This window comes from Bradyrhizobium sp. (genome assembly GCF_049581145.1).
Taxonomy (GTDB): domain Bacteria; phylum Pseudomonadota; class Alphaproteobacteria; order Rhizobiales; family Xanthobacteraceae; genus Bradyrhizobium.
This window is the reverse complement of sequence record NZ_JBAURI010000936.1, coordinates 1-12,779: the sequence shown is the minus strand read 5'-3', so window position 1 is coordinate 12,779 and position 12,779 is coordinate 1. Positions and strand designations below refer to the sequence as shown.

Sequence of the window (12,779 nt, the reverse complement as noted above, 5' to 3'; positions counted from 1 at the left end):
ATGCCGCGGTCGACCGCGGCCTTCTGCACCGAAAAGCCGCTATTGGGGACCCGGAACTGCTTGGCGTCCGGCAAGGTCGGATAGTCGGCAACAAGGTCGGGACGCGGCGTATAGATCGGCTCGCGGTGGACCGGGATTGGGTCGGGAAGATTCCAGGCGATCATCCGCGCCTTGCCGTTGCCATAGGGCGAACAGCCGTGCTCGATCGCCACCCGCTGGATTCCGCCGGAAAGGTCGAGCGACCACGACACCGCATCGGGATTGGCGGAATTGACCTGCTGGATGATCGCCATTTCCTGCGCGGTGAGATCCTTGTCCCAGCCGAGCTTCTTCAGCACCGCCAGCGTGAACTCCGGATAGCCATCCTTGATTTCGGAACCGGCGGAATAAGAGCCTTCGGCCAGGAGGTTGTCATGTTCCTCCTTTTCGACTTCCTGCCCGTTCTCCATCACCTTGCGTTTGACGACGCGCTCGACCCCGAACCGGGCCCGGAAGGTGCCGCCGCCCTCCTTCACCGACAGATTGGTGTTGTAAAGGATCGGCGTACCCGGATGCTTGAATTCAGGTGTTCCCCAGCACGGCCAGGGCAGTCCGTAATAATCGCCGCCGACTTCCGGCTCGTCTTTCGGCGCCCGCAGGGTGACCAGATCGAATTTCGCCTGGTTCCTCATGTGGGCCTTGAGACGCTCAGGAGATTGGCCGCAATAGCCGGTCGACCAACCGCCCCGATTGATCTCGCGCAGAATGTCTTCCGCTGATACCGCGTCTTTCTCGACCTTGATGTTCTTGAACATCGCCTCGGCAAATCCGAACTTGCGGGCAAACAGATACATCGTGTCGTAGTCGTTCTTCGATTCGAACACCGGCTCCACGATCTTCTCGCCCCATTGCAGAGATCGGTTCGAGGCGGTCCGCGAGCCGTCCATCTCGAAACTGGTGCAGGCCGGCAAAAGGTAGGTGCCGTCCTTGCGCTCCGAGAGCACCGACCACGCCGTCGGATAGGGGTCGCAGACCACCAGGAGTTCGAGCTTCTCGATTCCCCGCACGGCTTCCGGCATCCGGGTGATGGTGTTGACGCCATGTCCCATGATGAACATCGCCTGCACGTTATCGGGCTGGCTGACCTGGTCCTTCGGCAGCAAGGTGGCGTCGAACCAGCGGGTGCTCGGAATACCCGGCGTTCCCATCAGCGTCTTGTTCGGGAAGCGGGATGTCATCCAATCGTAATCGACCTCCCACACCCGGCACCAATGCCGCCAGGCGTCTTCGGCAAGGCCGTAATAGAGCGGCAGCGTCGTCACATCGAGGCCGAGATCGGTGGCACCCTGCACATTGGTGTGGCCACGAAATATGTTGGCGCCGCCGCCGGCGTATCCGACATTGCCGGTAGCCAACAGCAGAATGCAGCTGGCGCGAACGTTCGCCGTGCCGGTCGCGAACTGGGTCTGCCCCATCGCCCAGATCAGGGTCGCCGGCTTTTCCTTGGCGAAGATTTCGGCGACATGCTTGACCTGCGCCTCAGGCAGGCCGGTAACCCGTTCGACCTCGTGGGGTGTCCACTTCGCCACCTGCTTGCGGACATCATCGACGCCATAGACGCGTTGGCTCAGGAATTCCTTGTCCTCCCAGCCATTTTCGAAAATGTGCCAGAGCATTCCGTAGATCGTCGCGATATGGGTGCCGGGCCGCACGCGAACATATTCGGTTGCGTGCGCGGCAGTCCGTGTCATGCGCGGATCGACCACGATCATGTTGGCGCGGTTGAGCTCCTTGCCTTCAAGAATGTGCTGAAGCGAAACCGGATGCGCCTCCGCCGGATTGCCGCCCATCAAGAGAATCGTCTTGGCGTTGCGAATGTCGTTGTAGCTGTTGGTCATCGCGCCATAGCCCCAGGTGTTGGCGACCCCGGTGACCGTGGTGGAGTGGCAGATGCGCGCCTGGTGATCGGAGTTGTTGGTTCCCCAGAACGCGGCGAGCTTGCGGTTGAGATAGGCCGCCTCGTTGGTGAACTTGGCTGAACCGAGCCAGTAGACCGAGTCCGGACCGGATTTTTCACGGATCTGCAAGAGCTTGTCGCCAATTTCGTCGACGGCCTGATCCCAGGAGAGGCGCACCCAATGGCCGTCCACGAGCTTCACGGGATAGCGCAGGCGGCGCTCGCTCAGCACGTCGTCACGCACCGCCGCGCCCTTGCAGCAATGCGAACCCCGATTGATCGGGCTGTCATAGTCCGGTTCCTGGCCGATCCAGACGCCATTCGCGACCTTGGCGATCACCGAACAGCCGACCGAGCAATGGGTGCAGATATTCTTGCGGGTCGCGACCTCCGCGCCCGGAGGCGGCGGCGCACCGGCTTGGGCCTTGCGCACGTTGCCGAGCGGCAGGCCGCCGAGCGCCGCCAGCGCGCCTGCAGCGAGGCCCGAGCGTTTCAGGAACGTCCGACGATCCTGACCGCTGCTTGAGTTCTTCACTGGAGCGGTGGGGAATGTCCGGTGCCCTCTATGACGGTCTGATTTCTTGATGAGCACGGACGTTTCCCCCTAAGTAGCGGGATAACGGTTGACGCGATAGAATTCCTGAACTTCCGTTGAATGAGCCTGATAGCGGGCCCTGCGCTTGTTGGCGCTGCCCAGAGGCTCTGCCTCGGCCAGCGCAACCACCGGCTGAAGCACCGCCGTCCCTGCGGCCACGGCGCCAGCCGTCATCAGACAAAACAGGTCTCGCCGACGCACTCTCGTCAGGAGTTGACCCTTCATCGAGGACCCTTCCCTGAACCGTTAAGCGCCGAAATCCGGTCCAGCTTTGATACCGTTCAATGTGGAGCATCATAGTTAGCAGGCGGCACGACATCAACGCCAAAAAAGCTTTTGTGATCGTTCTCGCCTCTCGCGAGGTCGACGATACACAACCACGGCTCAAGCTGCAGGCATTGCAACTGCTCGCATCCGTGGCTGGAGAATCGGCCGTTTTCTGGATCCTTACCGAGGCAGCTCACTCGATCGCATCTGCATTCGCCGGCAGAGTAAACTGAAAAGTGGCACCGTGGGGTGCGTTTGGCACGGCCCACAGCCTGCCATTGTGGGCTTCGATGATCGAACGGCAGATCGACAACCCCATACCCATGCCGGTGGATTTGGTGGTGAAAAAAGCGGTGAACAGCCGATCCGCGTTCTCGGCGGAAAAGCCGCTCCCGCTGTCGGTCACGCTGACGCGCACTTGTTGAGCCATATCCTGTACGGATCGGATCATCAGTTCGCGCGGCCGATCCTCGACCGATTGCATGGCTTCGATACCGTTCATCGCCAGGTTGAGAATCACCTGCTGCAGCTCGACCCGATCCCCCCGGACCAGCGGCAGGCGGTCCGCGAGTTCGGCGCGCACCGAAATGCCGTTCCTCACTGAGGCACCACGGGTGAATTCGATTACCTCGCGGATCGCTCCATTGATTTCCAGATTGTCCCTATGCGGCCGGGCTTTCTTGATGAGATCGCTGATCCGGTTGATCACCTCGCCTGCCCGATTGCCGTCCTTGACGATATCGCGAAGAATTTCCTGCAATTCGTTCATATCGACCACCCCGGCGCCGATAAAGCGCAGCGCGGCTTGCGCGTTGGTGACGGTGGCGCCGATCGGTTGCTTCACTTCATGCGCGATCGAGGCCGTGAGCTGGCCCATCGTGGTGACGCGATTGGCATGTGCGAGCGCCATCTGGGCCTCCAGCAGACGCTGCTCGCTGGCGCGCAGCTTCTCCTCTGCCCGCTTGCGGTCGGTCATGTCGATGACAAAGGCAACCCCTTCGTCTGTCTTCCATTCGAAAAGCGCACGCGCGACCAGGACAGGCACGCGGCTGCCATCTTTGCGAAAGTACTCCTTCTCCCGCGGCTGAACGTTTCCAATCACCTTCAGCTCCGCCACAGCCTCTTCGTCGGCGTCATGCCATTCCGCCGGCGTCAGTTCCCTCCATCGCAGCCCGTCCGAGGCGAGATCCTCCCGAGCATACCCGACCATGTCAAGAAAGGCCTGGTTGGCTTCGATGATCCGGCCCCCAACATCCCAGATCACGATCCCAACGATGTTCGAATCCACCAGGCGCCGGATCCTGGCCTCACGCTCGTGGAGATCATTGTACAGGCGGGCATTTTCCAGTGAGATCGCCGCTTGCGACGCCAGCAGTTCCAGGACTGATATTCGCGCGGGCGTGAAAACGTGCGATGCCAAATTGTTCTCGAGGTAGAGCACCCCGATCAGCTTGGATTGTTTCAGCAGCGGCACGCAGAGAATGGAGCGCGCCTGGCGCCCGCGAAGGTAAGGATCCGCGGCAAACGGCGATTGGGCCGCGGCGTCGTCGAGAATGACGCTAACCCGCGTGCGCATGACGTAGTGGAGCATCGACTGCGGCAGCACTGCCGCGGTCACCGGCTGGTCCCGCAGATAGACGACGATTGTATCTCCGTCAGTCGTGGCTTCCGCTTCGATCCGCGGCTCGGCCCCACGGGGAGCAATCAACAGGCCTCGCTCGGCACCCGCCTGCGCAACGGCCGTGTGCATCAATGTGTCGATCAGCATTTCCAGAACGATCTCGCTTGAGACGGCCTGCGACACCTTGATCACGGTTGCGAGATCGAGCTGTTCGACGGAGGCCCCGATCGTGCTCGTCGGTGCAGAAGCCGGCTCTTCCTCCCGGAGATGTGGATATATTTCATCGAGTTGCCGTACCTTGCCATCGGCTCCCCAACGCAAATAGCCATAACGGGCGTCCTGCAGATACAGCCGGGCAATCTTGTCGAAGCCACGCGCGGCATAGAAGCGGGAAGCGAGTTCGGAGGCGAGCGCCTCCTGATGAATAAAGCCGTTGCCATGGGCCGAACGGATGGCCTGTTCGTAAAGCTCCATCGCATCGACGACTCGACCCTCGAGGCGAGCGAGCTCGGCGCCGACCAGCGCGGCGCGGTTCTCGAAATTGTCCGGGCAATTTGCCGCCCAGACCTGGAGTTGCCTGTGATGCGCGGCGATCGCCGCGAGGTGCCGCTGTTGCAGCTCGGCGGCGGCCGCGGAATCGCAGCAGGCTGCATGAGATAGCGCGCCGTAAAAGTGATATTCCGCGGTTTCAAGCATTGAAGACGAGGACCACAACAGCCGATGCGCTCTCGACGAGGCTTCGATGGCAGACGTATAATCGGCGGCAAAGAAGCGCGCCTGCAACTTGCGGATCCAGTACCAGCACTCGCCAAACGCCAAATCCGGATTTTGCGAAAAGCGGTGCTCGATACGACGCTCGTCGAACTGCTCATCATCGAACGAGCCGAATTTCGGCGTCAAGCCGCGTAGGGTCCGGATCAATCCAAGCTGGGTGGCGATGAAATCAATGCCAAGACCGAACCGCATCTTCTGCGCAAACGCCAGGCCACGCTCGGCCTCGGCTTGCACCTCATCGAGAGGATCGCCGGCCGCGAGAAGGTTGGTGTTCAATTGATTGCCACAGTGAGAAGCGCAAGTGAGATCGCCAACCTTGCTTGCCACCTCGAACGCGCGGCGCACCAGATCGCGCCCGGCCCGGACATGTCTGGTCCAGGGCAGAACGCTATCTCCAAAGTCCATATAAGTCCTGGCCTGGAAACGCGTCAGTCCGCGTCCCTCGACCAGGTCATAGCCCAACTGACCGAAGCGATAGACAACGGCCCGATAGTCGCCGAAGATCGGGCCAGCGATCATGGACAGCCATACATAGGCGCTGCACGAAGCGTCGCAGTTGCCGCGATCGAGGCTGAGATTGACCGCGCGGCAGGTGATCAGCGCAAGCAGGTTTGCGTCCGTATAGAATGCAGGTACGCCAATCTTGGCCAGAACATCCAGCGTCGCAAGCGATGCCGGGTCGCTCATCAAGGGCAGGTCGATCAGAGACTCGATCGTGCGGGCTTCGAGTAGCGACCAGATCCGCTCATATTCACGTCGCGCTTCCTCTTCCGTCGGGTGCGGCGACCAGTCGATGCCAAGATGGCGGAGGTAGTCGAGGCCAACGGCAATAGCGCGGCTGCCCTGATCGAGGGTCGTGTACAGGTCGGCGCGCATGCACGCGACCTTGGCTCTTTCCATTGTATTCGCGGCTCGGCTTGACAGCGCTGCGAGGCGCTGCTCCGCCGCCGTCAGCGCGCCGGTAAGGAACTCGCATTCGCCCCGGTGCAGCGACAACGCAAAAGGGAGCCCGTGCCGGCGCTCCCAGGAGTTCTCCGGCAACAGCGCCTCGCCCGCCGTCAGATAGGTCAGCGCGGACGCATAAGCGGTCGTGGCCTTGGCGCGCTCGCCTGCGAGCAGATTGAGCTCCGCCAGTTGCTCTCGCTCGTCACGTGACGTGATCAAGCTGGCACCGCGGTTGAGCTGGTTGACGATCTCGAAAATCGACTCCTCCCGCTGCTCTGGTGGCGTCTTGGCCAGCAGCAGCCGGCCAATCAGAAGATGGAGCTCGGCCCGCGCTTCCTCCGGGATCAGGGAATACGCAGCTTCCTGCACCCGGTCGTGGGCGAATTTATAGGCCTCCGCCAGCTGTGCGACCAGTTCGAGGCGCACCGCGGGCCACAAGTCCGCGTCGACCTGCTCCGGCGAGGACTGGACAACAATCGAAAGCATTGTCGTCTCGGCGGTGTTGCCGAGGCAGGCGAGCCGCTGCAAAGCCGCCTGGGTCTCGATAGGCAGGCGGGTCAACTTGTCGACCATAAGGTCCACCACATTGTCGGTGTACCCCTTGGCGTGAAGGCGATCGAGCTCCCAGCGCCAGCGCGCCGCGTGATGGTCGAAGCGGAGCAACTCCTCTTCGGCGAGCGCGGCAACGAACTGAATGGCGAAAAACGGATTGCCACCTGTCTTATCGTGCACCAGTCGCGCCAGTGGGGCGGCAGCGGCCTTTGTGCAGCTCAAGCTATCCGCAATGAGCCGCCCCAGGTCTTCCCGGGCGAGCGGCGCAAGACCGATCTCCTGTACGCGCGCCCCTTCCTTTCGGATCGCATCGAGCTTCCGCTTCAGCGGATGGGCCGAATTGACTTCGTTGTCCCGATAGGCGCCGATCAGCAGTAACCGCTGCACGTCCGCTTGGGTCAACAGGTCCGAGAGCAGGTCGAGCGTCGCCATGTCGAGCCATTGCAAATCGTCGAGAAAGAGCGTCAGCGGATGTTCCGGCCGCGCGAAGACACCCAGAAACCGCCGAAACACCAGTTGCAGCCTGCTTTGTGCCTGCTGCGGCGGAAGCTCCACGACCGGCGGCTGCTCTCCGATGAGGAGCTTCAGTTCGGGAACGATGTCGATCATGAGCCGCCCGTTCGGGCCCAGCGCTTCGCGCAGCGCGTCGCGCCAGGCGGCCAGCTCGGCGTCGCTCTTGCCCAGAAGCGGGCGGATCAGGCTCTGAAACGCTTGCGCCAGCGTCGCATAAGGGATGTCGCGCTTGTACTGATCGAACTTGCCAGACGCGAAAAGGCCGCGCGACGGCACCAGAGCCTTGTGCACTTCATTGACGACCGCGGACTTGCCAATGCCGGAATATCCGGAGACCAGCACCAGCTCCGGCCGACCACTGCTGACGACGCGATCAAAGGCGGCGAGCAGGGTCTCGATCTCGCGCTCTCGTCCGTAGAGTTTCTCGGGAATCAAAAGCCGGTCGGAGGCGTCGTGTTGGCCCAGCAGGAAGGCGTCGATCCGTTGCTGAGCCTCCCATGCGGTCAGACAGCGCCGCAGGTCGCTCTCCAGGCCAGCCGCGGTCTGGTAGCGCTCCTCGGCGCTCTTGGCGAGCAGCTTCAGGATGATGACGGAGATCGCCGCCGGGACAGTCTTCAGCCGCGTGCTCGGCGGCACCGGCTTTCTGGCGATGTGGCAGTGGACCCACTCCATGGGATCGGTCGCGGTAAACGGCAATGAGCCCGTGACCATCTGATAGAGCATGACGCCCAGGGCGTAGAGGTCGCTGCGAACGTCGATCGAGCGATTCATGCGTCCGGTCTGTTCGGGTGCCATATAGGCGAGCGTGCCCGCGATCGACTCGGGCGGCGCGGGCGCTTGCCGCTCGCGGGGCAGACGAGAAGCGATGCCGAAGCCGGTCAGCTTGGTCTCTCCGGTCAAGCGGTTCACCAGGACATTGGCCGGCTTGATATCCTTGTGGACGAGGCCGCGCCGGTGGACCTGTGTGAGGACCGCGGCGACCGCAATCGCGATTCGTAGAAAGCTCGGCACCTCCATGGGCGCCCCGAGCAGCCGATCCAGCGGCTCGCCAGAGGTATCCTCGAGCACTAGCATGATCCGACCGCGCTCGCGCACGAGCTCAAGCGGTCGCACCGCCCACGCCCCGTCCAGTTCGTCCTTCAATCCGTATTCGCGAGCGAGGCGATCGAGAGTCGCAGGTGTCGGATGCTCCGCGGCGGGCAGCACGGCCAGCACGGCGGCTCGATGACCATTGGCGTCGCTCTCTCTTCTGCAGAAGACGCGTTCGCCATCCTCCCATAAGACCTTGAGACTGCTATCTCCACCAGCGCCGAACAAGGAGGATGGGCTCATCTGCAGGATCCGCCATCCGGGGGCCGAGAAAATAGTCTCAGCGTGAGCGTGTCGGCCGGTCGGATGGAAAGGATTGAGCCGACCGAGTTCCGGATGCAAGATTCAATCGTAAGTTGCTTCATAATCCCGCAACTTTGCATCGGGATGATGAAATTGCATAGAATGCGCTGTTGTCAAGACTACCCAAAGGAGTAGCATTGCTGCGTTGCAAAAGCGTCTGCGAAACGTGGAGCTTTTGACGAACGCCGATGGCGAAGTTTTCCAGGGAATTTCGATCGGCGAGAACAGCAGGCCGATACTCGTCGACCAACGGTGGGTGGTGCCGATGTTTGGAGACCAGTCTCGTCGCGGTGTGCTGAGATGGGCCACGCTCGGTGGCGGAGCTGCGCTCGCCCGCGGCCTTGTTCCGCGCTCGGTGGGGGCGCAGGACGTTTCGACGCTGACGGTCGGCTGGAGCACCGACATCGACTCGCTCGATCCGGCGCAATTCAAGTCGGACGGCGCCTACATCGTCCAATGCAACATCTACGATACCCTACTTGCATGGAGCGCCGAGCCGGTGCCCGGAAGGCCTGGGCTCCGTTCCGCAAAGCCAGGCCAGTTCGTCGGCGGAATTGGTGAGAGCTGGACCTACGAAGACGACGGCAAAACGCTCATCGTCAAGATTCGCCGGGGCCTGAAATTCCCCAGCGGCAAGCCTGTCGATGCGCATGCGGTGAAATATCTGTTCGATCGCGGATTGCAATCGCCCGGATATATGCGGCTCATCCTTCCAACGTTGCTGGCGGTCACTCATCCCGATCAGTTCGAGGCCCGCGACGTCACCACATTCGTGATCAACATGCCCGCGCCGAGCGCCATGCTCCTGGACGTGCTGGCGTTGTCGAACAACGCGCTGCTGGATCCGGACATAGTGAAGGCCCACACGACAGCCGACGACCCCTGGGCCTCCGACTGGCTCAGGCGCAACACCGCTGGTCTTGGCCCCTATCGCCTCGTCAGCAACGAACCCAGCGTCGAGGTCGTGCTCGAAGCGACGCCCGACTATTGGGGCCCGCCTCCCTTTTTCAAGCGCGTCGTCGCCAAATACACGCCGAACGAAGCCGATCGCATCCTGCTTCTCAAGCGGAAGGCCATCGACATGGTGATCGGGCCGAATTCGATGTCGCCGAAAAATCTCAAGAGCCTTGAAACCGAGCCCGGGCTGAAGGTGGTGTCGCTGCCGGACACCAACTGCAACTTCGTCAGCATGAATCTCAAAAAGGCACCATTCGACAACGTGAAGGTGCGTCAGGCGGTGAATTATGCGATACCGATCCAGGCGATCATTCCAAATGTGCTCTACGGCTACGGCGAGCAGATGAAGAGCCCGATACCGAGCCAGACTCCCGGCTATGACGGCTCGCTTTCGCCTTATGAATATGATCTCGCCAAGGCCAAGGCACTGATGCAGCAGGGCGGACTGGGTGGCGGTCCGACGCCCGTCAAGCTCGCGGTTCGCGTTGGCTACGAACCACACGAGCAGGCGGCGGTCTGGATTCAGCACGAACTGGAGAAAATCGGCTTCCAGGTCAGCATCGAGAAGGAGACCGACGCCACGTTTCGCCAACTGTCATCCAGCGGCGATCACGAACTGTCGATCGAGTCCTGGCAGTCCTGGATCAACGATCCCGTTTATCACCTCTACTTGAATTTTCACAGCAAGGCGGTCGGAACCAACAAGGGTTTCTACGCCAATCCGGCGCTCGACAAGCTGATCGACGACAATATTCGCGAGAGCGATTCGATGAGGCGCAGGGCCGCCGTCAAGCAGGCGCAAAGGATCCTCCTTGATGACGCCGTCTGGGGACTTCTCTGGTACGACAACTGGACGCGCGTGATGCGCTCGGAGCTTTTCGGGATCGAGAAAGTGTGGGATTCGCTTGAGCGGTTCGATAAGATGGAGTTCGCCTAGAGCGAAACCACGGTTCGGCGCGGGATCGCTGATCAGATGTCGTTACTGTTCTTCATTGTCCGCAGGCTCGCTTTGCTGGTTCCGACGCTGGTTGGCGTGAGCATTATCGGCTTCCTGCTGACCTACCTGCTGCCGGGCAATCCCGCCATGGTGAAGGCGGGCCCCATGGCAACTCCCCAATATGTCGCGGAGATGAAGCACAGGATGGGGCTCGACCAGCCGCTCCATATCCAATACGCGCGCTACGTCACCGGCCTCCTACATGGCGATCTGGGCGAGAGTTCATCGACCGGGCGGCCCGTTTTGACCGACTTTATCCAGCGCCTGCCCGCGACGCTCGAACTGACCGTGTCGAGCCTTCTGCTCGCCGTTCTTCTCGGCGTCCCGATGGGCGTGCTTTGCGCTGTCCATCGTGACACGATCATCGACCATTTCGGTCGGGTCTTCAGCGTCGCGGGAGTGGCAATGCCCAGCTTCTGGACTGGGCTCATTCTCATCTACGTCTTCTTCTATCTGCTCGGCATCGCGCCGGCGCCGCTGGGACGACTAGCGCCGGACGTCAGCCCACCCGTTCCAATCACCGGCCTATACACCGTCGACTCTCTCGTCAGCGGAAATTGGCGCGCGTTTGAATCGAGTCTCGCGCACCTCGCGCTGCCTTCGTTGACCCTCGCCATCAGCGTGATGGCACCGCTCGCGCGGATGGTACGGGCGGGGATGCTGGAAATCCTGGAGACCGATTACATCAAGGCGGCGTTGGCCTTCGGCTTGCCGCGCCGGCGCGTGATCTATGGAGACGCGCTACGCAACCTGATTGTCCCCGTGATCACCGCGCTGGGCGTCGTCTTCGGATTTCTGATGGCGGGCAACGCCGTGGTCGAAAGCGTGTTCGGCTGGCCCGGCATCGGCAATTACGCCGTCAAGGCCCTCACGCTCAAGGATTCGGGTCCTATCCAGTCCTTTGTACTCTTTGTTGCACTGATGTGCGTCCTGGTGAACCTCCTCGTTGATCTGGTCTACAGCGTCGCGGACCCGAGGATTCGGACCGAATGACGACCGATATCGCAGGAGCCGTCTACGCGGGCTCGCGTCCCGCCCCGGCCACGGCGGGCGTCTCCTTCCGTCGACTTCTATCGCGAAACAAGCTCTCGGCCATCGCGTTCTGCGCGATCATGCTTCTGGTTGTGATCGCTATTCTAGGTCCCCTGATTGCGCCCTTCGATCCGAACGAGCCGGATGCGAACGCTGTGCTGCAGCGACCAGGCTGGGCTCACGTGCTGGGGACTGACGATTATGGCCGCGACGAGCTCGCGCGGATCATCATCGCCTTGCGCGTCGATCTTCTTGTTCCATTCGCCTCGACGCTGCTGGCGCTCCTGATCGGATCCATCATCGGTGCACTCTCCGGGTTTCGCGGCGGCTGGGTGGACCAGATCATGATGAGGATCGTGGATGCAGTGATGGCGTTCCCGGCGTTCGTGCTTGCGATGGGGTTGACGGCGGCAATCGGAAGCAGCATCACCAATCTCATTCTCGTGATCGCGGTCACGCAAGTTCCGGTCTACCTGCGGCAGTTGCGGGCGGAAATGCTGCGCGAGCGCGAGGCGGAGTACGCCCAGGCGGCTCGGACCGTCGGCAATCCGACCTGGCGCATCGTCTTCATCCATCTGTTTCCCAACTGCTTTCCCCCGCTGATCGTCCAGGCGACCCTGGCAATGGGCTTTACACTTCTCACGCTCGCGGCGCTCTCCTACATCGGCCTCGGCATCCAGCCGCCGGATTCGGAATGGGGTGAGATGATTTCCGAGGGCGCGAGTCTGATGGTCACGGGGCAGTGGTGGCTGTCGTTGTTTCCGGGCATCGCCATCCTCGTGACGGTGCTGATCTTCAATCTGGTGGGCGACGGGCTGCGGGACTTCCTGGACCCGAGGATGCGCGGCCAATGAGAACACTCCTCGAGGTCGAAAATCTGGTCGTGCATTTCGAGACCGGAGGCGGCTTGGTCGAGGTGCTCGACGGCGTCAATTTCACGATGCGCGCGGGAGAAATTGTTGGGCTCGTCGGCGAGTCTGGCTCGGGCAAATCGGTGAGCGCGATCTCGATACTCGGCATGATCCGGCGTCCGGGCCGCATTTTGGCCGGATCGATACGATTCGACGGCATCGATCTGCTCGGTCTTTCGGAAAATGAGATGGAGGAATACCGCGGACGCCGGATCGCAATGATCTCCCAGAGCTACCGCACGGGGCTCAATCCCGTGATATCTGTAGGTCGGCAGATTTCCCGTCTC

At 61.6% G+C, this 12,779-nt stretch carries 7 protein-coding genes; 4 read left to right on the top strand and 3 right to left on the bottom strand.

What is annotated here, in order from left to right; genetic code table 11:
• From WCB02_RS30615 to WCB02_RS30605, 3 genes are all read right to left on the bottom strand, one after another.
• Window positions 1-2,528: molybdopterin-dependent oxidoreductase (locus WCB02_RS30615; protein WP_423963923.1), on the bottom strand; the 2,528-nt coding region annotated here is incomplete at its 3' end.
• Between the two features lie 12 nt (window positions 2,529-2,540).
• Window positions 2,541-2,756: a formate dehydrogenase gene (locus tag WCB02_RS30610; RefSeq protein WP_423963920.1), complete on the bottom strand. Its 216-nt coding sequence runs from the start codon at window positions 2,754-2,756 to the stop codon at window positions 2,541-2,543.
• A 235-nt stretch (window positions 2,757-2,991) separates the two neighbouring features.
• Window positions 2,992-8,535, bottom strand: a complete 5,544-nt coding sequence (locus WCB02_RS30605; protein WP_423963918.1) for a trifunctional serine/threonine-protein kinase/ATP-binding protein/sensor histidine kinase — start codon at window positions 8,533-8,535, stop codon at window positions 2,992-2,994.
• A 226-nt stretch (window positions 8,536-8,761) separates the two neighbouring features.
• Between WCB02_RS30605 and WCB02_RS30600 the strand changes: the two genes are divergently transcribed.
• The 4 genes from WCB02_RS30600 to WCB02_RS30585 all read left to right on the top strand — a co-directional run.
• Window positions 8,762-10,489 carry an ABC transporter substrate-binding protein gene (locus tag WCB02_RS30600; RefSeq protein ID WP_423963916.1) on the top strand — a complete coding sequence of 576 codons (1,728 nt, stop codon included), beginning with the start codon at window positions 8,762-8,764 and terminating at the stop codon, window positions 10,487-10,489.
• A 36-nt stretch (window positions 10,490-10,525) separates the two neighbouring features.
• Window positions 10,526-11,542, top strand: a complete 1,017-nt coding sequence (locus WCB02_RS30595) for an ABC transporter permease (protein WP_423963913.1) — start codon at window positions 10,526-10,528, stop codon at window positions 11,540-11,542.
• Window positions 11,539-12,435: an ABC transporter permease gene (locus WCB02_RS30590; RefSeq protein WP_423963910.1), complete on the top strand. Its 897-nt coding sequence runs from the start codon at window positions 11,539-11,541 to the stop codon at window positions 12,433-12,435. The genes WCB02_RS30595 and WCB02_RS30590 overlap by 4 nt, the downstream gene beginning before the upstream one ends.
• A 62-nt stretch (window positions 12,436-12,497) precedes the next feature.
• On the top strand, window positions 12,498-12,779 hold a 282-nt coding region (locus tag WCB02_RS30585; RefSeq protein WP_423963926.1), incomplete at its 3' end, for an ATP-binding cassette domain-containing protein.